The following is a 23036-nucleotide window of genomic DNA, read 5'->3' on the forward strand; positions in this document are numbered from 1 at the left end:
TAACGTACTGTTTGCACAATAAATAACCTATTCGTCAAGGAAACTGCGCAATTGTTCACTACGACTTGGATGTCGCAGTTTACGCAGCGCTTTGGCTTCGATTTGACGAATACGTTCACGGGTTACATCAAACTGTTTACCCACTTCTTCGAGGGTGTGATCCGTGTTCATGCCAATCCCAAAACGCATCCGCAATACTTTTGCTTCACGCGGGGTGAGGCCTGCCAAGACTTCCTGAGTTGCAAATTTCAGATTGTCGTTGGTAGCTGAATCAACAGGCAGCGACAAGGTGGTGTCTTCGATAAAGTCGCCTAAGTGCGAATCTTCATCATCCCCAATCGGAGTCTCCATCGAAATTGGTTCTTTGGCGATCTTCAATACCTTACGAATTTTATCTTCAGGCATCATCATCCGTTCTGCCAGTTCATCAGGGTTCGGCTCACGGCCCATTTCCTGAAGCATCTGACGGCTAATCCGGTTCAGTTTGTTGATTGTTTCAATCATATGGACCGGAATACGAATGGTTCGAGCCTGGTCGGCAATCGAACGTGTAATTGCCTGACGGATCCACCAAGTTGCGTAGGTTGAGAATTTGTACCCGCGGCGGTATTCAAATTTATCAACCGCTTTCATCAGGCCAATATTCCCTTCCTGAATTAAATCAAGGAACTGTAAGCCACGGTTGGTATATTTTTTCGCAATCGAAATAACCAAACGTAAGTTTGCTTCAACCATCTCTTTTTTCGCCCGGCGAGCTTTGGCTTCACCGATGCTCATGCGACGGTTAATGTCTTTAATACTTTGGATGGTTAATCCAGTTTCTTCTTCAACTTGGTGCAGCTTGCTGATGCTTCGGCGTACTTCTTCTTCGACTTCTTTCAGTGCCGGTGCGTAGGATTTAGCTGATGCCAACTGCTGGTCAAACCATGCTTCTGATGATTCGTTGCCAGCAAAAGCATTTACAAATGCTTTTTTGGGCATTTTGCCTTGTTCGACGCACATCTTCATGATGAGTCGCTCTTGGGTACGAACGCGATCCATCATAGAACGCATCCGTGCGACGATTTTATCGAAGACTTTCGGGATTAGGCGGAAGGTATGGAATACTTCACTTAAAGCTTCGATACTTTCGCGGGCTGCTTTACTATCGCGGCCGTTTTTGTTGATCGTTGCCAGTGATTGTTCATAGACTTCACGCAGCGCTGTAAAGCGCTCCTTAGCCAGCTCTGGATCGATTCCTACATCTGAATCTTCATCATCATCGCTGTCTTCATCATCGTCATCGTCGTCATCATCGCGATCACTTTCAGCGAGCTCCGAGCCAATATGTGTGGCTGTCGGTGCAGCATCTTCAACTTCGCTTTCATCTAGAAAGCCCGATACGATATCACCAATGCGCAGTTCTTCTGCCTGGTATTGGTCATACATATCTAATAACATGGCAATGGTATCAGGGTATTCTGCGACCGAACACTGAACCTGATTAATACCATCTTCGATCCGCTTGGCGATATCAATTTCGCCTTCACGTGTTAACAATTCCACGGTACCCATTTCGCGCATGTACATACGCACAGGGTCGGTTGTACGGCCAATTTCTGATTCAACTGAGGCCAGTGCTTGGGCTGCTGCTTCAACTGCATCTTCATCGGCGGCATTTTCTGCCAGCATCAATTCATCGGCATCTGGCGCATTTTCATAGACCGTGATACCCATGTCGTTGATCATTTGAATAATATCTTCAACCTGATCTGAATCGACAATATCTTCAGGTAAATGATCGTTCACCTGTGAGTAGGTGAGATAGCCTTGCTCTTTGCCCTTTGCTAAAAGGACTTTGAGTTGTGACTGTGGGGTTGGCTCCATAGAGATCATCCGCTAGTTAAGTTACGCTTGCTACACATTTGGTATCATTTCACTTCATTGAAGTGAAACGTTGTAATATAGCATAAATATGGGCTAAATTTGTGAGTTCAAGTCAAATCGATGAAAAAATATTCATCATCCTGGCTTACCATCTTGCTTCAATTCAAGCACTAATTTCGACATTTCTAATTTCTCCTTGCGGGTTAAATGAACGCCGGGCTGCTGCGATTTCTGTAGCAACTGGTCATAGCGCTGTTGCAGAAGCTGTTCGACAAAACTGGCGAGAATGTCGTTTAGTTCTTGAGTATAGCCATTAATACCGATGAGCTCGTCGCCTTCCAGATCAAAACTGGCTATTTTATTTAATGCGGCTGCCTCAGGTCTATCTCGCCATCGTTCTAGCAACTGTGCTGTGGTTATATCTGTTTTTTGCTGAATCTGCTGAATCAGTTCAACTAATAATTCACTGCCTCTAAGCGGTAGTGCGGTTAAAAAGTGCATATCCGGCGCGCTTAGGGCGGCCTGCGGATATTGTAGTATAATTGCAATGGCTCTGCGCATAGGTGTCAGCTTTACGCTCGGCGCTGTTGTTTTACGCGTTGTTCTGGACTCGGAAAAAAAGCGTTCAATACGTTGTTCATCCCAGCGCAGCCAATGGGCCAGTGTGGTTTTTAACATATCCTGATAAAACCCTGCCTGAACTTGCTTAATCAGTCCTCGAGCTTCACTGGCCAAGCGGCTTTTACCGGCATCGGTGCGTGTGTCTATCTCATGCGAGAGTTTGCTAAACATAAACTCTGACAATGGCTGCGCTTGTTCCAGGCGCTGCTCAAAGCCCTCTTTGCCAATTTGCCGCACTAAGGTGTCAGGGTCTTCGCCATCGGGTAAAAACATAAACTGCATTTCGATGCCATCTCGCAGTTGAGGTAGGGCATTGAGTAATGCTCGCCAAGCCGCATCTCGTCCGGCCCGATCACCGTCGTAGCAGCAGATGATGCGACTAGTGGCTCTAAACAGCATCTGGAGCTGTTCTGAGGTTGTCGACGTCCCGAGACTGGCAACGGCGTAATCAACGCCAAACTGCGCCAGTGAGACTACATCCATATAGCCTTCAACTACTAAGATTTGGTCAATGTTTTTATGTTTTTGCCTGACTTCATAAAAGCCATATAACTCTCGACCTTTATGAAAAATGTCCGTTTCTGGAGAATTTAAATATTTGGGGGTGCCTTCTCCTAAAACACGTCCCCCAAAGCCGATAAAACGACCTCGGCGATCCCGAATTGGGAACATCAATCGATCCCGAAATCGGTCATAGCGATGTTTCTTGTCGTTTTCAATCAGCATGCCACAACGGAGTAATTGCTCGCTGGTACTTTGACTTCGACCAAATTGTTTGGCAACACTATCCCATTCATCAGGAGAGTAGCCAATTCCGAACTCTTTGACGATCTCTCCGCTTAAGCCTCGGCCTTTGAGGTAATTGATGACCATCTCTTTGCGTGGATTATGACGCAGTTGATACTGGTAAAAACGATTAACCTGTGCCATCAGTTCATACAGGTCACGGCTGTTAGCCTGATTTTGATATGAGCTGTTGGTGTGACCATGGCCAGTTTCTTCTCGTTCTACTTCGAGGCCGAGTATGGCGGCGAGTTCTTCGACTGCTTCAACAAATTCAAAGCGCTCGTACTCCATTAAAAAGCCGATTGCATTACCGTGCGCGCCACAGCCAAAACAGTGGTAAAACTGCTTGTCAGGGCTGACCGTAAAAGAGGGCGTTTTTTCGTTATGAAACGGACAACAAGCCTGATAATTTTTGCCGGCTTTTTTTAAATGAACGCGCTGGTCAATTAAACTGACGATATCTACCCGAGCTAACAGATCATCAATAAATTGCTGCGAAATCCGACCAGCCATACACCCTCAGCTTTGCTTAAGATACTGCTTAGACAGAAACAGACAAGCCGCCCACTCAACTGAGTGGGCGGCTTGTCCGAAAATCACAGGAGAATAATCAGTTTAATTTACTTCGGACAAGCCCGCTGATAGCTCCCATGTCGGCGCGGCCTTGGACTTGTGGTTTTAACACGCCCATTACCTTGCCCATGTCTCCCATACCGCTGGCTCCAACTTGAGCGATTGCCTGTGTAATGAACTGGTCAATCTCTTCGTTACTAAGCTGCTGCGGTAAGAATTCCTGTAAAACAGGAATTTCTGCTAGTTCATGCTCTGCCAGGTCTTCTCGACCTGCATCTTGATACTGCTTGGCAGCATCCTGACGCTGTTTCACCATTTTGGTGATAATGGCAATAATTCGGTCATCGCTAACTTCAATGCGTTCATCAACTTCAAGCTGTTTTATTTCAGCCATGACCATACGCAACGTACTTAAGCGAGCTTTATTTTTAGCTCGCAGTGCGTCCTTCTGAGCGTTTTGCAATTGAACTTTCAGGGACATTTTCTTTTAAACTCATTTGTGAATTGTCTAACTAACTTAATCCAAATAAATCGATTAGTACAGACGAACGCGGCGTGCGTTTTCACGAGCCAATTTTTTCGCATGACGTTTAACCGCAGCAGCTTTTGCACGTTTGCGAGCAGCAGTTGGTTTTTCATAAAATTCACGACGACGAACTTCAGAAAGAATACCTGCTTTTTCGCAAGAGCGTTTAAAGCGACGCAGTGCTACGTCAAATGGTTCGTTTTCACGTACTTTAACTACTGGCATATGCCGATCACCTCAGGGGTTATTCGTTAATGGCTGAGTTATTTCAGCCTGACTGTTTAAAAATGGTGCGAAATTTTAATCAAAAGGGGGGGCGCTTGTAAAGCTCAATTTCACTTGAATCTGGTTTCTGTGCGATAAGACGAGTAAACTAGGCGCCCATCTTGGAGCACTCGGAGCTAAAAACATGCGCGTTCTCGGTATCGAGACCTCTTGTGACGAAACTGGTATCGCTATTTATGACGACCTCAGTGGGTTATTATCTCACCAACTCTACTCTCAGATCAAATTACATGCAGATTACGGTGGGGTGGTTCCTGAGCTGGCTTCTCGCGATCACATTCGTAAAGTCATCCCTTTAATTGAACAGGCACTTAAGGATGCCGATTCAACTAAAGATGACATTGATGCAATCGCCTATACTGCGGGGCCTGGTCTGGTTGGGGCTTTATTAGTCGGGGCGACAACGGCCCGCGCTCTGGCAATGGCATGGGATAAACCTGCCGTTGGGGTGCATCATATGGAAGGGCATTTGCTAGCGCCCATGTTAGAAGTTCCGGCTCCAGAATTTCCTTTTTTAGCGCTGCTGGTCTCCGGTGGCCATACATTGATTGTACGCGTTGATGCGATTGGTCAATATCAAATTATGGGTGAATCCATTGATGATGCCGCTGGCGAAGCGTTTGATAAAACCGCTAAATTAATGGGCCTTGATTATCCTGGTGGACCGCGTTTGTCGAAATTGGCTGAGGCTGGTAGCGCTGGACGCTTTCAGTTTCCGCGACCAATGACGGATCGTCCCGGGCTCGATATGAGTTTTTCTGGGCTGAAAACGTTTGCGGCTAATACGATCGCTGCTAATGGCAATGATGAACAAACGCGCTGCGATATAGCACTGGCGTTTGAGCAAGCAGTGGTTGATACGCTGATTATTAAATGTCGTCGGGCGCTTGATGAGACTGGTTTTAAGCGGTTGGTGATTGCAGGTGGTGTGAGTGCGAACAAACGATTACGCACTGAATTAGGTGACATGATGCAAAAACGCGGGGGCGAGGTGTTTTATCCGCGTACTGAATTTTGTACCGATAACGGTGCAATGATCGCATATGCGGGAATGCAGCGTTTTAAAGCGGGGCAAACACAGTCGTTGGCGATTAGTGCAAAGCCTCGTTGGCCGTTAGATCAGCTTGCACCCTTATAAATCGAAAAGCGCTTAAAGCCATGGTGACTCAGATAAGTCACGTTGCGACGTGACTTATTTTTTTTCGCGGCGATTGACGATTTTGGATTCGGTTTGATTCCACAGCCTTAAGATATTGCTGTGATGGCGTAAGATAATCAAACAGGCCAACATCGATACAGGTAGGGTATATTCGGGTTTAATCAGCCACGTGAACAGTGGTGCGAGCAATACGGTGAGCAGTGCAGCTGCCGATGAATAACCTGTCACTAACAGCACGATGAGCCAAGTTACAATGAGTAATCCACCTAAATCAAGACCAATGGGTAATACTGCGCCAAATGCGGTAGCAACGCCTTTACCCCCTTCAAAATGAAAAAATATTGGAAACATGTGGCCAAAGCAGACCGCTATTGCAACGCCTCCTAAGATAATGGGCGGGAGGCCGGCAAAATACCCTCCCCAAACTGGAATGACCCCTTTGAGTATATCGAGTAACAGGACTAATACAGCGGGAAAGCGTCCACCGAGGCGATAGACATTGGTTGCACCTGGGTTTTCAGAACCACTATGACGAGGGTCAGGCAAATGGAATAAACGGCTAATGAGCACCGCACTAGAGATCGACCCGATTAGATAGGCCCCAATAATAAATATAAATCCGATAATTCCCATCTTAACCAATCCAGTTGCATTCACTGATTCCTAAGTTAAGCGATTTGAGCTATCATCGCCCACTTAATTACATTCTTCAACGCGCTCACCTAGTAGGTAATCATACGTGGTTTATCCGCGCTACGCTATGGTGAACATCAAGTAGGTTTGACATTAATGGATAAAGTTTTTATTGAGAACCTGTCTATTTTGACCACAATTGGCGTATATGATTGGGAAAAAGAAATAAAACAGCAGTTAGTTTTAGATTTGACCATGGATTGGGATAATCGACTGGCTGCTGCAGAAGATGATCTCCGTCACGCTTTAAATTACGCAGGAGTAAGTGAGGCGGTGACTCAATTGGTTCAGGGCCAGCCCTATGAACTGATAGAAACGGTTGCCGAGGAAGTTGCACAACTGATCTTAAATCAATTTGCAGCTGCACGTGTCGAAGTGACTGTGCGTAAACCTAAAGCGGTTGCTAATGCCGGTTGCGTAGGTGTGAAAATTGTGCGGGAGTGGAGCGGCGCATAATGGCGCGAGTATATATAGGTATTGGCAGTAACCTAAACCGAGAATACTCGCTGGCGTTCGGTCTGGAGTTCATTGAGCAGCTGGTTGGCTCGCTCACCCGCTCAGCTATTTATCGCTCTGAAGCGGTCGGTTTTAATGGTCCGGACTTTTATAATTTAGTCGCAGGTTTTAATACGACTCTTGAATTGGCCGATCTTGGCCTGAAATTACGCGAGATAGAGTATCGTTGCGGTCGGCCGCAAAATGCGAAAAAATGCTCGTCACGTACGCTCGATATTGATATTTTACTTTATGATCGAGTTGTTTGTGAGTCTCCGTATTGTTTACCGCGCCCTGAAATCTGTTTCAATGCGTTTGTTCTACGTCCTCTGGCAGAGATCGCTGGTGAGTTTATTCATCCGCAAACGGGGCTCTCATTGGTGCAAATGTGGCAACAATTGGCCGTGGATGCTATCCCTTTAACTCGCATAGACGATAGTTTTTTGACCAATCTGAGTAATTTTTATGACTACAATGCACGTCATCTTTCTTTCCCTTATTCAGGGGCTTACTGAATTTTTACCTATTTCTAGTTCCGCTCATTTAATTCTACCATCGCAGTTATTTGGCTGGCCTGATCAGGGGCCTGTCTTTGATGTGACGGTTCATCTGGGGACGTTATTGGCGGTTTTGGTCTATTTTCGCCGTGACATCTATCGGTTAGCGGGGGCTTGGTTGGCCTCCGTGTTTAAGAAACAACACAGTGGTGATAGTAAGCTTGCTTGGTTAATTATTCTGGCCACTATTCCCGCTGTGGTATTTGGTGGTCTTTGTAGTGATTGGATTGAAACCTATACCCGCTCAGCGGGTGTGATAGCCACGACAACTCTGATTTTTGGGCTGTTGTTAGGGTGGGTCGATCTGCAAGCCCCACAACGCTATGATAACTCACATATGGGCTTTAAACATGCTCTATATATTGGCATTGCTCAAGCCATTGCTGTGATCCCGGGTACGTCTCGCTCTGGAATTACAATGACAGCTGCTCGGCAGTTGGGATATACCCGTGAAGCCGCCGCTCGTTTCTCTTTTTTATTGTCGATTCCGATTATTATTGGCGCGGGGACACTGCTAGGGGTTGAAGTGTCTCATTCGTCCGTGACTATGCCGTGGCATCAGTTAGGACTCGGTTTTATCTTATCGTTTGCCAGTGCGTTGGCGTGCATCTATTTCTTCTTAAAATGGATCACGCAAATCGGCATGCTGCCATTTGTGATCTATCGGTTACTATTAGGCGTGATGTTGGTTTGGTTTGTTGTCTAATAAGTGAACTTGTCAGCGGCTGATATAATATTGAGATAATTTTATTCTCAGTGAATCCATTCAATAGAGTATATAAAGCGATGATTGAATCGTTATTTGTATACTCTTTTTTAATTGTTTTTTGAAGAAAATACGTTAAATTAAACGCTGATTTTTATTCCTTTTATTGATTTTAACGGGTTGTGCTTCATCTGGAAACCAATCACTCAAGAATGAAACCCCAGCGACTATTCAATCGAAGATCACTAAAGGTGTAACGACTAAAAATCAAGTTCGTGCGATGTTTGGTGATCCAGCTAAAACTTCTTTCACTGACAAAGGGAATATGATTTGGGAATATGATTTAGCTGATGTATCAGGAGATGCGGTCAATTATATTCCTATTGTTAATCTATTTGGGTCTTCTTCTTCTGGAACTAAGAAACAATTAATAGTTATGTTCAAAAAAGATGTCGTCTTCCAATATTCTATGTCTAATTCTCCTGTGGCTATCAAAACCGGGTTATTTAAATAACTCTAGTTTTATCATCTAAAGTGAATTTAATGCCATATCTCATGATATGGCTTTTTACTCTAAATCATTAAAAGTAACTAGATAGTATTATTATTTTTTAATTCTTTCGTATTATATTTTCATAGTTAATGGTGGGTGTGAGAGCGTTTATCGGTTCTGACATCATCAATCAGTTGTTGTGCAATGGCCTGTTCTGTTGCTCATCGGTATCTCAATCTTCCTCTTGCACGCTTTCCTGACAACTTCTAACAGTATTATCTTGATGATAGTGCGAGCCTAGTCTGATTAGCGAATCAAAAAGTCTGATTTTTTATCCAGTTATCAATATATCTAGAGGGAAGCGAAGGCTGTGATGAGCTAAGTGATAGCTTCCTTGCTAATTTTAATGCGGATGCAGTTTTAAGCCGAGATAAATGCGATGGGTATGATTTATTCTAATTTCACTACCCATTCAGATAAGTAAAACTAATCCTAAAGAAGCATAAGTCTGTGAATAGATTATCTGTTTTAAGTTTACTTTTTGGTGAAATATGTTTAATTTTAAAAAATTGTATGATTTTTTTAGATTTATAGGGCTATATTTATGTTTTTTCTCTATTCCCTTGATTAGGTTGTCAGTAGGTTGAATTTAGTGAATGATTATTTAAATTTGGGGTTTAGTGCTTTTCTGTAGCTTAGCTCCATGTTTATAATCAGTTCATTCATTCACCGTCTCTGCCCCCAATTTAGATACGGTGAACATATCAAGCAAGGGAAAACAACATGGTAAAACAGACTGTGCTGTATGAGCAGCATCTTCGCTCTGGTGCCAAAATGGTCGATTTTCATGGTTGGCTCATGCCTATCCATTACGGCTCTCAGATTGAAGAACACCATAGTGTTAGACGCGATGTGGGAATGTTTGACGTCTCGCATATGACGATTGTGGATATTGAAGGGCCACAGGCTCAGGCGTTTTTACAGAAACTACTCGCTAATAATGTTGGGCGACTTAAAACACCAGGTAAAGCACTTTATAGCGCAATGTTAACTCCCGAGGCGGGAGTCATTGATGATCTCATTACCTACTTTTTTAGCGAAACTCACTACCGCATGGTCGTCAATTCGGCCACTCATGATAAAGATCTTGCATGGTTGAACCAGCAAAGTGCAGCATTCGATGTCAATGTGACGGAGCGTCCCGAGCTGGCGATGATAGCAGTGCAGGGCCCTAATGCCATAGCGATCACCCAGCAACTATTATCTGCTGAACAGAGTGCCCAGTTAGAGGGCATGAAGCCATTTTTTGGGCAACAAGTGGGTGAACTGTTCATTGCTACTACCGGATATACCGGTGAAGCTGGCTATGAAATTGTCGTGCATGAAGATCAGGCGCCACAACTTTGGCAGCAGTTACTCGATGTCGGTGTTGCCCCATGCGGTTTAGGTGCGCGAGATACATTGCGTCTTGAAGCGGGCATGAATTTATATGGTCAGGATATGGACGAGAACGTTTCACCTCTGGCAGCCAATATGGGCTGGACCATTGCCTGGGAACCGCAAGATCGCGATTTTATTGGCCGTCAGGCGTTAGCCGCGCAGAAAGAGCAGGGCACCGACAAGCTCGTTGGCTTAGTCATGGAACAAAAAGGGGTGATGCGCCAAGGGCAAGAAGTGCTGCTTGAGGAAGGTTCAGAAAGTGTCGGTGTGATTACCTCTGGTAGTTTTTCGCCAACATTAGGCGTAAGTATTGCATTGGCTCGTGTGAGCACAGAAGTTCAAGACAGTTGTGTTGTGCAAATGCGTAAAAAAGCCATTAAAGTTAAGGTGGTTCCACCTGTGTTTGTGCGTAATGGCAAACAGGTTTGCTGACAATTTTTAAAGGAATATCTAATGAGTGACATCCCGAGTGATTTAAAATTTACTACTTCGCATGAGTGGGTTCGTAAAGAAGGTGACGGTGTTTACACCATTGGTATTAGCGACCATGCTCAGGAATTATTGGGAGATATGGTTTTCGTTGACTTACCTGATGTGGATGATGAAGTGGCCGGTGGCGATGACTGTGCAGTAGCTGAGTCAGTCAAAGCGGCATCGGACATTTATTCACCGTTAAGCGGCACGGTTGTGGCGATTAACGAAGAGCTTGAAGATAGCCCAGAGCTATTAAACTCAGACCCATACGGTGATGGCTGGTTATTCCAGGTTAAAGCATCTGATGGCGAAGAATACGAACAGTTGCTAAGTGCTGATGAGTATCAGGATACTCTTGAAGAAGAAGAGGAATAAGCAACCAGATTTACGCGCCCTGGCACTAGTGTCGGGGCGTGTCTCATTATCGAAATGATAATCCCCCCCAAATTAAGCAAACTTGCAGGAATTTGTCATGTTGGCGTTACACGAACTGACCCAAACAGAGGATTTTATCCGTCGTCACGTGGGCCCCGGTGAGCAGGAGCAAAATGAAATGCTTAAGGCATTATCACTCGACTCGCTGGAGCAGTTGATTCACGAAACGGTGCCAGAAGATATTCGTCTTACCAAGCCACTAACTATTGGTGCCAGTAAAACAGAAGAGCAGGCTTTAAGTGAGCTCAAAGCACTTGCCCAAGAGAATAAAGTTTATCGCTCTTATATCGGTATGGGCTATTACGGTACACATACTCCTAACGTAATATTGCGTAACGTGCTAGAAAACCCGGGTTGGTATACGGCTTATACGCCTTATCAGCCAGAAATTGCTCAGGGTCGTCTGGAAGCGCTGTTAAATTTTCAGCAGATGACCATGGATTTGACGGGTATGGAGCTGGCCAATGCGTCGTTGCTGGATGAAGCGACCGCAGCTGCTGAAGCGATGGCAATGGCTAAACGCGTCAGTAAAAATAAAAAATCCAATCTATTTTTTATTGCCAACGATACTCATCCGCAAACCATCGATGTGGTTTGTCAGCGTGCTGAGTTCTTTGGTTTTGAAACCATCATTGGCGAGCCTGAACAGCTCGGTGAGTTAGATGTGTTCGGCGCGTTGTTACAATATCCGGGAACAACCGGGCAAGTTCGTGACTTAACACCGCTGATTGAGATGATTCATGCGCGTAAAGGGATTGCCTGTGTTGCTGCGGATCTCATGTCGCTGGTGTTGTTAAAAGCACCGGGAGAAATGGGCGCCGATGTAGTGTTGGGGTCTACACAGCGGTTTGGTGTGCCGATGGGTTATGGTGGCCCGCATGCTGCTTTTTTTGCTACTCGTGATGCTTATAAACGCTCAACGCCGGGACGGATCATCGGTATCTCTAAAGATCGCCGTGGTAAACCGGCGCTGCGGATGGCGCTGCAGACCCGTGAGCAACATATTCGCCGGGAGAAAGCCAACTCCAACATTTGTACTGCTCAGGTGCTATTGGCCAATATTGCATCGTTTTATGCGGTATTTCATGGCCCTCATGGGCTGAAAACGATGGCTCAGCGGATCCACCGGATGGCGGTTATTGTCGCAGCTGCGGCGAAAGCTCATGGCGTGAATGTTCGTTATGATCAGTTTTTTGATACCGTGACGCTTGATGGGATTGATAAAGCACAGGTATTGTTGCGTGCCCAAGACGCTCAGATTAATGTCCGTAGTGATTTAGATAATGCGGTCGCAGTGAGCCTTGATGAAACGACAACACCAGCTGATTTAGCCATTTTGCTAGCCGTTTTATTTGGTCCCAGTGAGACGATTACGGTGGATACCCTTGATGAGCAAGTGCGCAGCCAGCCGAACATCGCCGAGCCGTTACTGCGGGCTTCAGCGATTTTAACGCACCCAGTCTTTCATCAGTATCGTAGTGAAACCGAAGTGTTACGTTATATCCGTCGTTTAGAAGGACGCGATTTGGCGCTGAATCACTCGATGATCGCGCTAGGTTCTTGCACGATGAAACTCAATGCAACGGCAGAGATGATCCCCATTACTTGGCCTGAATTTGCTAACCTGCATCCATTTTGTCCTAAGGAACAAGCAGCGGGCTATCAGCAGTTGCTAACCCAGTTAGAACAATGGCTGGTGGATATTACTGGTTACGATGCCGTTTGTATGCAGCCCAATTCGGGCGCTCAGGGTGAATATGCGGGACTCTTGGCCATTCGCCATTATCAGGCAAGTATCAACCAAGCCCAGCGAAATATTTGCTTAATCCCAAGCTCAGCTCATGGCACCAACCCTGCGTCTGCGCATATGGCGGGTTTAAAAGTGGTCGTGGTGGAGTGCGACAAGGCTGGAAACATCGATATTGATGATCTTCGGCACAAAGCACAAGAACATGCCGAACAGCTTTCGTGCATTATGGTGACTTATCCTTCGACCCATGGTGTTTACGAACAGAGTATTCGTGAGATCTGTGAGATTATCCATCAGTTTGGTGGGCAGGTTTATTTAGATGGTGCCAACATGAACGCTCAGGTTGGGCTCACTTCGCCAGGCTTTATTGGGGCGGATGTATCACATCTGAACCTACATAAAACCTTTGCCATTCCTCATGGTGGCGGCGGCCCGGGAATGGGACCGATCGGCGTTAAAGCGCATTTGGCGCCTTTTGTTCCTGGCCATAATGTGGTCAAAGGAGAGTCAACCCAGCGCGCTGTTGCAGCGGCACCATTTGGGAGTGCTTCTATTTTACCCATTTCATGGATGTACATTGCGATGCTCGGCTCTAAAGGACTGCGCCGTGCCAGTGAAGTTGCGATTTTAAATGCGAACTACATTGCTAAATCGCTTAGCGAGCATTATCCAATTTTATATACGGGTAATAATGGTCGCGTGGCACATGAATGTATAATCGACTTGCGGCCATTGAAAGAGCAAAGTGGTATTAGCGAGCTAGATATTGCTAAACGTTTAAATGACTATGGATTTCATGCGCCAACGATGAGTTTCCCCGTGGCAGGAACATTGATGGTTGAACCGACTGAAAGTGAGTCTAAAGCGGAACTGGATCGTTTCATTGAAGCGATGATCGCCATCCGTCAGGAAGCTGAACAGGTCAGCACAGGCATTTGGCCAAGTGAAGATAATCCACTGATCAATGCGCCACATACATTAGATGATTTAATCGAAGATGATTGGACGCATCCATATTCGCGCGATATAGCGGCTTATCCATCACTGGCGGTTCGCGCTAATAAATTCTGGCCAGCTGTGAATCGTATCGATGATGTCTATGGTGATCGGAATCTATTTTGCTCCTGTTTGCCAATGGATGCATACAAGGATTAAGATGGGTGTTATGTCACAATTTAATTTGTGAATATATTTATACGATCTGTGAGAACACATTATGGAAAAGCGAACCGTATGGTTCGCTTTTTTTATGCATAATAGATTTGTGAATGAAATCGCTCTATAACTGCCATGTGGCGTCAGATACAACCTGTTTATACACAGATGGCCTAAGGTTATTTTGAACCTATATTTGCCACTGCCAGAGTATTACATATTGTTCTCTGGGGCATCCCCAAATCTTGATTCACTCGCTTTGAACCCATACGTATTATCTGCGAGTAGATGATCGCCTAGTTCTTCATACTTGAATTGGCTAAATTCGGCTTCAAGCTCATAGCCTGAGTAGTCAACTGCAGCAAGTCCAACGAAAGCCCCAGTGAAGAAGCCACCGTAACTTTGTAAGATATAGTCATCTGAAAGAATAGCCGCATCCAGCGTGACAGGAATTTCAACAAAATTTTTACCATCAAAGCTATATTCATAGGTGTAACTTTCTTTACGTACTTTGGTGCGTAGCCACACATATTCCGTTCCCTCAGGAATTTTAATAGCGTCATTTTTTAAATATGAGGTGTAGTTCCCTCGATTGTTTTCGCTAACTTCTATCACATGGCCATTGATTTCATTCCAAGTTACAAAAGCAAAGCTCCAATGACTATCGTTGTAATAGTTGGTTAAGCCCGCCATTTGTTGATAGCTGAATGGATTGAATTTGACTCGGACTGTTGCATCAAAATAGAACGCTTGCCAACGGCGAGCAACGAGTGAAAGGTCGTGTGTATTAGCTAGAGAACCCTGACCGACTAGCGTGAGTTTACTGTTTCCGGTGCGGCCCATTGCTTCGGTAAATGGAACTCGTAACGTATTCCAGTTGAGATCCAGCGTTGGTGTTGTAAAGTCATCTGCTTGGCTATGATCTGCCGGGGCCTCTGTGGGGATCGCATCTTTAGGCGCATCAACAAAGGTTTTCCCTCCATGGCCACCTTCAACTCGAGGCCAACCTGATTCGTCCCAGTAGACTTTTTGGATCGATGTTTCACGGCCTAAAGTACACCAACCTCGGGGATCTCGGCTGGACTCATTATGATGATTCCAAGGCCGAGCGACTAAGGATGCATAATACCATTCGCCTGACGGTGTCGAGACTAGACTACCATGTCCTTGTTTTTGTAAATAATGATCGGGGGTATCAAAATTGGTAATGAATGGTTCTCCAGGAGCGGTCTCAAATGATAATGCATCCAGCGTTTTGGAGCGAGCCACCACTTCTTGGTGCGCAAAAACGGTTCCGCCTTGAGCGATAAATAGATAGTAGTAACCGTTTTCTTTATAGATATGTGGGCCTTCTGGTAATTTAACTGGGGTACCATTATAAATGGTGCGTGCTGTTTGCGGACGTAATTTCATCGTCTGAGTATCAAATTCTGTCAGAGTGATACCATCAAAGGGATGATTATATTCACGATGATCCCATGTCTGTTGAGCTAAGTATTTACGGCCATCGTCGTCATGGAACAGTGATGCATCAAATCCAACTCCATTGAGTTTAATGGGGTCACTCCAAGGACCGTTAATATCAGTGGCGGTAGTCAAATAGTTGGTCATATCTTTAAATGCACCTTCAGTCACTTTGACATCGGTATATACGAGCCAAAATTTTCCATCTGCATATGATAAGTCTGGCGCCCAAATCCCCCCTGATGAAACGTTGCCTCTCATATCCAGTAATGTTGAGGTTGATAGTGGGCTGGGTAATAAATTCCAGTGTTCTAAATCCTTAGAAGCGTGTAGGCGGACACCTGGAAACCATTCGAAGGTGGAGTTGGCGATATAATAGGTATCATCTACTCGAATGATACTTGGGTCGGCATTAAAGCCAGGAAGAATTGGGTTTTGAATTTTTGACATATTATAACGACCTTTCTAAAAATGAGTTAAATCTTGAGTAGATATTGTCGAATCACTCGATTTACGTTAAAGACGTAAATCGAGTGATATAGAAGCTACAATGTCGCTTCTTCGGCTTTTATGTGTGCTCGTTTAGCATCTAATTTCTTATTAATATCTTTGATGTCTGCATCAGAAATGGGGTATATATGCATAATAATCATCGATATAAATGCAAGGATGATAGGAATCCAAATTGCGGTGACGTTAATACCAAAAATAGCGTCTGCGTGTTGTGTGGTCGAATGTTCATTGAAACCATATGCAGCGAGGAACCAAAGGGGAATAGCGCCTCCTAATGTGAAGCCAATTTTAAAGAATATTCCCATCAGGGCATTGATAATACCGGCATTACGTTTACCTGATTGAAGTTCACCATATGAGACAACTTCAGGCACGAGCGCCCACATAAACCCAGTTGCAGAGGTTAATCCCCATTGTTTAAGGAAGGTTGATAGATAGGCTAGCCACAGTGCATCGTGCATACCATCAAGTGACCATGCCCATGTCAGTAGTTCACCCACAATAAACATTCCGAGGAAGAAGTGGAAGAAGCCTTTTTTACCAAAAAATCTTTTCAGCATAGGCCAGAAAACAGGAAAGACAATGCCTGGAATTGAAGCAATGAGCCCTATCGCGCCCATCCAGTTTGATTTACCGACAACATATTGATTGAAATAGCCATTCACGGTATTCATAAAGAACATAAAGGTGAATGACAGCATGAAAAATAGGCCTAAAATCAGTAGTGGACGGTTATGTCTTAGTTCGCTAAACAAATCCATCGTTCTGACTTGAGCGGATTGCTCTTTCGTTGCCACAACCCGTTCTTTGGTAAAATAGTAGCAAAGGAAGAATGCAATCCCACCTAAAATGGCATAGATCAGATAAACTGAAAACCAAGCGTGCTGAGCGGATGGGTCAGTATATGTCCCTAAATTGAGTTTTAAACCAAAAAAACCAGTATCTTGCAGGTGCTTATCTTTAGGTGATGCCATCTGCACAAACATAGGGAATAGCGTATAAACGAGGAGGTTCGCCATATTTGCTAGCATCATACGAGTGGTCGTCAGTTTATCGACCGATTCTGGGTCACGCGTTAGGGATGCATTGAGTGATCCATAAGGAATGTTGACCACTGAATAGATTAAATCCATTAATAGATAAGTGATAAATGCAAAAGGAACATTCGCTTTGGTAAATGGTAGGGGGGCGAACATCAATAGAGAGAAAATCATCAGAGGAACCCCGGCACGTAAAATCCAAGGGCGATACTTCCCAGCTTTGGACGTTCGTTTATCGACGAAGGTTCCGACTGCTGGATCCCAAAATACATTGACGATTCGCACAAATAGGAAAATGAAACCAGCCGTTAGGGTTCCGACGGCATTTACGGTTGTCATATAAAGTGCTAGAAACCCGCCTACAGTCCCAAAGGTTAAGTTGTTAGCAAAATCACCAAAACCATAGGACATTCTCTCCCATAGGCTAAGTTGGTGATACTCATCTATCTCAATTTCTTGCTGGATTTCTACTGATGTACTCATTAGATGAGCTCCCTCGTATAAGTAGTATAGGTATTTACTTGATGATATTTATCATGCCGCCATTAACGGCCAATATAATGCAACATGAAAATCAAGACGTAGTCATAGGGATATCCTATTCGATAAAATACTTGGGTCTTCCTCCCCACATACGACTGGTAAATTTTTTAACATTACAGGAACGCTATCTCTGCTTTTTGCTGAGAGGATAGAGTAGGGAATAAAACCCAATCACAGTTTGAGTTTAGTAACTATTCGTAAGATTCAAATTACATAATATGATTTACGATTTATGATATTTTGTTTATGTGACTCATGAGTCATTTCAATTATGAAGTGTTAATCCTAAATTTAATAATTACGATTTTTGGTGATCTATTTATTATTTTTCGTTTTTTAGAGGTAGATCAAAAAATTTAATTTATATGGTTATCTAGCGCAAAATTTTATAAATCATAGGTGTTAATTTTTTTGATTATGAACTGGTTTGCCGTTTTTTTCTAAAAAATTAGAATATATGTTTATATAAAGTGAAAGACCTATTTATTATATAAATAATTATTGATGATGGTTAGTTTTAAATGACTCTCATTTTTTAGCTTATAGACCCGAACTACTATACTTAAATTGGGTGATTATTATTTAAATCCGATTTGTCAGGTTGATAGTTATGCTAATTAAAAACAATCAATTATATTAATTGATGATCGTTTCGGATATATATAAAAGTTCAGTGGACTATATGGGGTGATTAATCTATTCGGATGTTAGATATATGCTTTTATCATCAATTTATTTTAGATGTTGAAGATATCTTTATCTTTTAAATAGGACGCTGATCCCGTAATCAATAATAGGTCGATGTCTGCCCAAGCTTGGGATTGTGTTGCGCAAAACGCCGACACTCCATATCAAAGACCGAGACAAAGATGTCATGGCTTACTGAAAGTGGGGCATAATTAGGATCCGTTATTAGGGACTGTTGACCTTTGGTGGTTGAATTTTGTTCAAATTAAACGCATTTTGAACGCGGCGCCCCCTGTGTCGCTTAATGAGTTAAGCAAGCAGGGGGCAACAAAGTTCAGGATGCGTTTAAATGAACCCCAAGGGCAGTATCTGAGAGGAATTGATCCAGCGTTAAACGTTCTTTGTGGAGAATAACTACACGGCACAACGTTTGCCTTGCCTAAATCCCTCTCAGATTTCTGCAAAACTAATCACAAAAGATCAACAGTCCCTAGGTACTTTCGCTAAATTCACCCGTTTCTAGAGCCGATAAATGGTAAGCCTTTTGGATTTCAGTATAAGAAGCGTTCGCACCACTAAATTGCAACACAACATTTTTCCCCGCTAAACGTTCTTTTAATTTCCAGGCTGCCATAAGAGTTGAACTCCCAGCACCTTCGACCATGTTATGTGTGTAATGCGCCGCTAAAGCAATTCCCCGAAGTATTTCTTCTTCCTCAAGTAAAATGAAGTCGGTTAGGGTGTTTTTATAAATATTAAATGTGGTTTCATATGCGGAACCGGTTGCAAATCCACCCGCAAATGTTTTATTAGCACGTGTACAAATCGCTTTGGTTTTCCATGAAAAATAGGCTGCATTGGATGCCTGAGCTTGAACGGCATAAATTTCAATTTCTGGCTTTAAGGCTTTCATCGTTGTGATAGCGGCGGCGACTTCACTGCCTCCACCTAAAGGAAGAATGATTGCGTCAATATCAGGTAACTTTTCAATTATCTCTAGAAATTCGGTGCCGACACCGTTGATAAGTAACGGTTCATTGGCTGGATGAACATAGTAATATCCTCTTTCTTCATTGAGCCTTGCTACAACTTGAGCGGCTTCGTCAAAGTTATTTCCTGCTTCAATCACATCGGCCCCCGTATCTTTAATTAGTTGTATTTTGGCGGGATTGGTATTGTTAGGCACGACAATCACTGATGGAATATTAAATAATTTTGCTGATGTCCCCACAGAGAGTCCATGACTTCCAGTGGAAAAAGTAACCACGCCTTTGATTTGGCGGCGTTTTATATGAGACATGATATTGATTCCCCCACGAATTTTAAAACTGCCTGTCGGGTTATGATTTTCGTGTTTAATAGATATATTGCAGTTTAGATATCGACTTAGATTTTCATATCGAATTAATGGCGATGGTGAAAAATATTGAGATATTGTTGATCTTGCTTTTAACGTTTCAAGCAGTGATATTGGGTAATGTTTTAAACTTTCCATAGCAAGAACCTTTAAATTGTATCGGTACAATAATTGAAAATTAGTTGATAATTCTTTTAAAAATGTGTTTTGATGGTATCAGTAGATCGATATATGAACAAAAGGTTTATTGTCACCATGACAATTTTAAAGATGGGAATATCAAAGAATGATTCAAGAGCAATTTACAAACAGGTTGCTGATCAATTATCGGTTCAGATTGAGGAGGGATTATTAAAACCAAATGAAAAATTACCAACACACCGGGCATTAGCCGATAAGTTACAAGTAACCGTCGGGACAATTACTCGAGCTTATGCAGAGGCAGAACGACGAGGTTTAGTTGAAGCTAGAGTCGGATCTGGAACTTATGTTGTTGATAAAAAGAAAGTATATTGGGAATTTCAACATAGTACGGCTGAGCAAATTAAAATATGTAATTTTGGATATAATATGCCGCCCTCCGTTGGACAAAGTGACAAAGTAAAAAAAGCGATGCAGGTTTTGTCGGAATCTTCGATTCCTCTTAATGAATTTTTAGCTTATCAAAAACCTGAAGGTATTGAATCTCATCGTAAAATTGTTGCTCAATGGTTGCAGGATCATGGCCGCAAGATAGACCCAGATAGACTCCTGTTTACCTCAGGAGTACAACACGGGATACAAATGGTTTTTGATGCCTTCACGGATGTAGGGGATACCATTTTAACCGAAAAATTAACTTATCCTGGACTTTTTAGCTTGTCTCGACGCAAAAAGCTTAATTTAAGAGGGGTTGAAATGGATGAAGAAGGGATTATTCCCAAATCTCTGGATGCAGCATGTCAGCACTATCAACCTCGTTTTTTATATGTAATCCCTACGCTGCAAAACCCAACGACATCCACTATGTCAGCACTTCGTCGACAAGAAATAATTTCTATATGCGAAAAATATAATGTTCTGATTATTGAAGATGATGTTAATGGGTTATTACCTGACAATTTACCAGAGCCTTTGGTGAACCTAGATCCAGAACGTGTATTACATTTAGGGTCTTTTTCGAAGTATTTTGCTCCCGGACTGAGAGTGGGTTATATACAATCACCTCACGCATTACATTCTCGTTTAAAGATGACATTAAAAGACCATAGTTGGATGCTAAGTCCATTACTCTCAGGTCTTATATGTGAACTTATTTGTTCAAAAAATTTAGATTGGATTTTGGATAAAATAAGGCATGAAGTGGCCCAAAGAGCGCAAATAGCGTTGAATATATTACAGAGATGTGTGCTTAAATATCAACACGGTGGCTTCCATATATGGCTTTCTTTACCCGACACTTGGCGTTTAAGTGACTTTATTCATGCCGCAGAGCAAAGAGGTGTCGTTGTAAAATCAGCGGAGAATTTCACATTACCAGCCGGGACAGTGACGCCAGCAATAAGAGTATCGATAGGGTGTCCTAGTAACAGAAAACAAATGATGCAAGGACTAACAATTTTAAAAGAGTTATTAAAATTAAATACTCCGTGTGATTTTGCCTTGTAAATGGTGGTATTTGTGCTGACGAGTGTCGAATCTCTGCAGTAGGCTTATTGTATACTGCGCCAATTATCGCCCCAATCGTGTAATGACTCCCGTAGTCATTATAATTATGAAGCGGTTACGAACGATTCATCCTCTAAACAAGTGAGCCACTTGGCTCACTTGTTTGACTGAAGACATTTAGATGAACTCAGTGGTTTTATCGATTAGCTGAGAAACATTGGAATTTACTTTGCTACCCATTGTTCTTGCCCGTCTGGTATCTCACTATTTGAATCGCTCGGATTACTGTAAGGATGAGCGATTTTCATAACATAGGTAAGAACGTAGTAAATACTTGCACCAACAAACATTGACACGATAACCCCAAGATTAGCGGTAGCGAATACACTATGTCTTGCATTTTCTGTCAGTAAAAAACCGACTAAGTGCGCAATGTATGGATCTCCTGAAGTGATCAGCCCGGCACCGATAATGGCCGCTAAACCAAGAGAAATAAGTGCGGTCCAGCGCCCATTACATCCACCCATACCTGCTTTATTTGCCAAGTTAATATTCCAGCCCAAATCACGCTGGCGTTTAAAATCGACGAGTTGAATCGCGCCCATAGGACCTATGACGACGGCAATGGAGGCGAGAAACGATTGAAATGTGGCTAAGAACGAGTTCGATATAAACATCAGATAAAAAGCGCCAAAGCCAATAATTAACGCATTGATGGCCGTTGTGACCGCTCGGCTGGCAGGAATCCCTAATGCCAGTAAGGCAAGGCCTGAGCTATAGACGCCAGTTATCGCGGCAGAAAGTAATGAAATAATGATGACGATGGAGAATGGAATATAGAACCAAAATGGCAGTAGATCTGTCAGCGCTTCGATCGGCGCACTAGCGGCCGCAGAACTTAATGCTGAGTTACTATCAGCGAGAAAAACGCCAAGAACTAACAAAATACTAACGGGCAGGGAAATACCACCGGTTGTCCAGAAAATTACTTTTGATGCGGGTGTTTTACGTGGCAGATAACGCGCAAAATCACCGCCATAGTTAAGGAAACCTAGACCGACCATCGTCATCGCCATAACGATTCCACCAATGTAAGTCAGTAAATCTCCGGATTTAGCATGACCAAGCGCCTGCCAGTGGATGTGTGGCAAAATAAGAGCAATAAAAATAAGGCTCATAAATCCAGTGATCCATGCGATGTATTTTTCTACTTTCATGATCAACTGGTGTCCATAAATGGCCACAGCCATCGTGAGCGCAAGGCTAATAATGAACCATCCGACAATGCAGAACAGCGTTGGTTTTCCATTAGTTAGGGCAAATGCTGCTGGCCAAAGCTTGGCAAACAAGTAAGCACCCGTCGTTGAGGCTAGGGTAATGATGGTAATTTTCCACCCCATATTGGATATATAGGCAAATAAAGTTGGAAACTTATTACCGTGGTAGCCAAAGCAAAAACGGGTTTGAGTGAGCGTGGGCAATCCAGTCCGTGGTCCTCCAACCGCTAAAATGCCAACGAGAAAACTAGAAATCAAATAACCGAGGATTCCGGCAGAAATTGATTGCCACACACTTAGCCCGAGCGAGTATACGTAGATCCCATAGGTCAGACCTAAAATTGAAACATTCCATGAAAACCAAATTGGAAAGAGTCCTGAAGGTTTTCCATAGCGATCCGCCTCGCTAACGGCATTGACACCGTTTGACTCGACCTTGATGGCACCTGATGTGGAATTAGGTGCAGATTGGGATTGTGTCATGAGAATCATCC

18 protein-coding genes are annotated in these 23036 nt (G+C 43.4%); 9 read left to right on the forward strand and 9 right to left on the reverse strand.

Annotated features, from left to right (window positions below; all coding sequences use genetic code 11):
• Window positions 1–27: 27 nt before the first annotated feature.
• The 4 genes from rpoD to rpsU form a co-directional block, all read right to left on the reverse strand.
• The gene (gene rpoD / locus EV690_RS08740) at window positions 28–1866 is read right to left on the reverse strand and encodes an RNA polymerase sigma factor RpoD (RefSeq protein ID WP_131912594.1); all 1839 of its coding nucleotides are present in this window, start codon (window positions 1864–1866) and stop codon (window positions 28–30) included.
• A 135-nt stretch (window positions 1867–2001) separates the two neighbouring features.
• Window positions 2002–3786 carry a DNA primase gene (dnaG, locus tag EV690_RS08745; protein ID WP_131912595.1) on the reverse strand — a complete coding sequence of 595 codons (1785 nt, stop codon included), beginning with the start codon at window positions 3784–3786 and terminating at the stop codon, window positions 2002–2004.
• 97 nt (window positions 3787–3883) lie between these two features.
• A complete protein-coding gene (locus tag EV690_RS08750) occupies window positions 3884–4327 on the reverse strand; it encodes a GatB/YqeY domain-containing protein (protein WP_131912596.1) in 444 nt (147 codons plus the stop codon).
• A 54-nt stretch (window positions 4328–4381) separates the two neighbouring features.
• Entirely contained in the window at window positions 4382–4597 is a 216-nt protein-coding gene (gene rpsU / locus EV690_RS08755; protein ID WP_131912597.1) for a 30S ribosomal protein S21, read from the reverse strand.
• 184 nt (window positions 4598–4781) lie between these two features.
• On the opposite strand from rpsU, the gene tsaD reads away from it, so the two are divergent.
• Entirely contained in the window at window positions 4782–5795 is a 1014-nt protein-coding gene (gene tsaD / locus EV690_RS08760) for a tRNA (adenosine(37)-N6)-threonylcarbamoyltransferase complex transferase subunit TsaD (protein WP_131912598.1), read from the forward strand.
• A 54-nt stretch (window positions 5796–5849) separates the two neighbouring features.
• Here tsaD and plsY read toward each other — a convergent pair whose 3' ends face one another.
• Entirely contained in the window at window positions 5850–6449 is a 600-nt protein-coding gene (gene plsY, locus EV690_RS08765; protein WP_131912599.1) for a glycerol-3-phosphate 1-O-acyltransferase PlsY, read from the reverse strand.
• 156 nt (window positions 6450–6605) lie between these two features.
• Here plsY and folB point away from each other — a divergent pair, with 156 nt between their 5' ends.
• The 7 genes from folB to gcvP all read left to right on the forward strand — a co-directional run bounded on the left by folB (window position 6606) and on the right by gcvP (window position 14014).
• Window positions 6606–6965: a dihydroneopterin aldolase gene (folB, locus tag EV690_RS08770; RefSeq protein ID WP_131912600.1), complete on the forward strand. Its 360-nt coding sequence runs from the start codon at window positions 6606–6608 to the stop codon at window positions 6963–6965.
• On the forward strand, window positions 6965–7519 hold the full coding sequence (gene folK, locus EV690_RS08775; RefSeq protein WP_131912601.1) for a 2-amino-4-hydroxy-6-hydroxymethyldihydropteridine diphosphokinase: 555 nt from the start codon (window positions 6965–6967) through the stop codon (window positions 7517–7519). The genes folB and folK overlap by 1 nt, the downstream gene beginning before the upstream one ends.
• The gene (locus tag EV690_RS08780; protein WP_131912602.1) at window positions 7470–8267 is read left to right on the forward strand and encodes an undecaprenyl-diphosphate phosphatase; all 798 of its coding nucleotides are present in this window, start codon (window positions 7470–7472) and stop codon (window positions 8265–8267) included. Before folK ends, EV690_RS08780 begins: the two co-directional genes overlap by 50 nt.
• 166 nt (window positions 8268–8433) lie before the next feature.
• Entirely contained in the window at window positions 8434–8781 is a 348-nt protein-coding gene (locus EV690_RS08785) for a hypothetical protein (protein ID WP_131912603.1), read from the forward strand.
• 762 nt (window positions 8782–9543) lie between these two features.
• Window positions 9544–10632: a glycine cleavage system aminomethyltransferase GcvT gene (gene gcvT / locus EV690_RS08790; RefSeq protein ID WP_131912604.1), complete on the forward strand. Its 1089-nt coding sequence runs from the start codon at window positions 9544–9546 to the stop codon at window positions 10630–10632.
• Window positions 10633–10653: 21 nt separating this feature from the next.
• Window positions 10654–11049 (forward strand): glycine cleavage system protein GcvH, encoded by a 396-nt coding sequence (gcvH, locus tag EV690_RS08795; protein WP_131912605.1) that lies wholly within the window; start codon window positions 10654–10656, stop codon window positions 11047–11049.
• Between the two features lie 97 nt (window positions 11050–11146).
• Complete coding sequence (gene gcvP / locus EV690_RS08800; protein WP_131912606.1) at window positions 11147–14014, forward strand: aminomethyl-transferring glycine dehydrogenase; 2868 nt, start codon at window positions 11147–11149, stop codon at window positions 14012–14014.
• A gap of 213 nt (window positions 14015–14227) precedes the next feature.
• Here the strand turns inward: gcvP and EV690_RS08805 are convergent, their stop codons facing one another.
• From EV690_RS08805 to EV690_RS08815, 3 genes are all read right to left on the reverse strand, one after another.
• Window positions 14228–15928, reverse strand: coding sequence for a glycoside hydrolase family 43 protein (locus EV690_RS08805; RefSeq protein WP_131912607.1), 1701 nt, complete (start codon window positions 15926–15928; stop codon window positions 14228–14230).
• Between the two features lie 95 nt (window positions 15929–16023).
• Complete coding sequence (locus EV690_RS08810) at window positions 16024–17514, reverse strand: MFS transporter (RefSeq protein WP_131912608.1); 1491 nt, start codon at window positions 17512–17514, stop codon at window positions 16024–16026.
• 1237 nt (window positions 17515–18751) lie between these two features.
• Window positions 18752–19756, reverse strand: a complete 1005-nt coding sequence (locus EV690_RS08815) for a threonine ammonia-lyase (protein ID WP_131912609.1) — start codon at window positions 19754–19756, stop codon at window positions 18752–18754.
• Between the two features lie 117 nt (window positions 19757–19873).
• On the opposite strand from EV690_RS08815, the gene EV690_RS08820 reads away from it, so the two are divergent.
• Window positions 19874–21265, forward strand: coding sequence for an aminotransferase-like domain-containing protein (locus EV690_RS08820; RefSeq protein ID WP_131912610.1), 1392 nt, complete (start codon window positions 19874–19876; stop codon window positions 21263–21265).
• Between the two features lie 224 nt (window positions 21266–21489).
• Here the strand turns inward: EV690_RS08820 and EV690_RS08825 are convergent, their stop codons facing one another.
• A complete protein-coding gene (locus tag EV690_RS08825) occupies window positions 21490–23025 on the reverse strand; it encodes a purine-cytosine permease family protein (protein ID WP_131912611.1) in 1536 nt (511 codons plus the stop codon).
• Window positions 23026–23036 lie beyond the last annotated feature (11 nt).

The sequence above is a fragment of the Celerinatantimonas diazotrophica genome (genome assembly GCF_004339545.1).
In the GTDB taxonomy this organism is placed as follows: Bacteria; Pseudomonadota; Gammaproteobacteria; order Enterobacterales; family Celerinatantimonadaceae; genus Celerinatantimonas; species Celerinatantimonas diazotrophica.

What these genes read in the sequence shown, in the direction of transcription:
- dnaG (WP_131912595.1), bottom strand. Translation starts at nt 3,786, where the DNA reads ATGGCTGGTCGGATTTCGCAGCAATTTATTGATGATCTGTTAGCTCGG.
- folB (WP_131912600.1), top strand. Translation starts at nt 6,606, where the DNA reads ATGGATAAAGTTTTTATTGAGAACCTGTCTATTTTGACCACAATTGGC.
- tsaD (WP_131912598.1), top strand. Translation starts at nt 4,782, where the DNA reads ATGCGCGTTCTCGGTATCGAGACCTCTTGTGACGAAACTGGTATCGCT.
- gcvH (WP_131912605.1), top strand. Translation starts at nt 10,654, where the DNA reads ATGAGTGACATCCCGAGTGATTTAAAATTTACTACTTCGCATGAGTGG.
- EV690_RS08810 (WP_131912608.1), bottom strand. Translation starts at nt 17,514, where the DNA reads ATGAGTACATCAGTAGAAATCCAGCAAGAAATTGAGATAGATGAGTAT.
- EV690_RS08750 (WP_131912596.1), bottom strand. Translation starts at nt 4,327, where the DNA reads ATGTCCCTGAAAGTTCAATTGCAAAACGCTCAGAAGGACGCACTGCGA.
- EV690_RS08805 (WP_131912607.1), bottom strand. Translation starts at nt 15,928, where the DNA reads ATGTCAAAAATTCAAAACCCAATTCTTCCTGGCTTTAATGCCGACCCA.
- EV690_RS08780 (WP_131912602.1), top strand. Translation starts at nt 7,470, where the DNA reads ATGACTACAATGCACGTCATCTTTCTTTCCCTTATTCAGGGGCTTACT.
- EV690_RS08820 (WP_131912610.1), top strand. Translation starts at nt 19,874, where the DNA reads ATGACAATTTTAAAGATGGGAATATCAAAGAATGATTCAAGAGCAATT.
- rpsU (WP_131912597.1), bottom strand. Translation starts at nt 4,597, where the DNA reads ATGCCAGTAGTTAAAGTACGTGAAAACGAACCATTTGACGTAGCACTG.
- EV690_RS08825 (WP_131912611.1), bottom strand. Translation starts at nt 23,025, where the DNA reads ATGACACAATCCCAATCTGCACCTAATTCCACATCAGGTGCCATCAAG.
- EV690_RS08815 (WP_131912609.1), bottom strand. Translation starts at nt 19,756, where the DNA reads ATGGAAAGTTTAAAACATTACCCAATATCACTGCTTGAAACGTTAAAA.
- plsY (WP_131912599.1), bottom strand. Translation starts at nt 6,449, where the DNA reads ATGGGAATTATCGGATTTATATTTATTATTGGGGCCTATCTAATCGGG.
- folK (WP_131912601.1), top strand. Translation starts at nt 6,965, where the DNA reads ATGGCGCGAGTATATATAGGTATTGGCAGTAACCTAAACCGAGAATAC.
- gcvP (WP_131912606.1), top strand. Translation starts at nt 11,147, where the DNA reads ATGTTGGCGTTACACGAACTGACCCAAACAGAGGATTTTATCCGTCGT.
- gcvT (WP_131912604.1), top strand. Translation starts at nt 9,544, where the DNA reads ATGGTAAAACAGACTGTGCTGTATGAGCAGCATCTTCGCTCTGGTGCC.
- rpoD (WP_131912594.1), bottom strand. Translation starts at nt 1,866, where the DNA reads ATGGAGCCAACCCCACAGTCACAACTCAAAGTCCTTTTAGCAAAGGGC.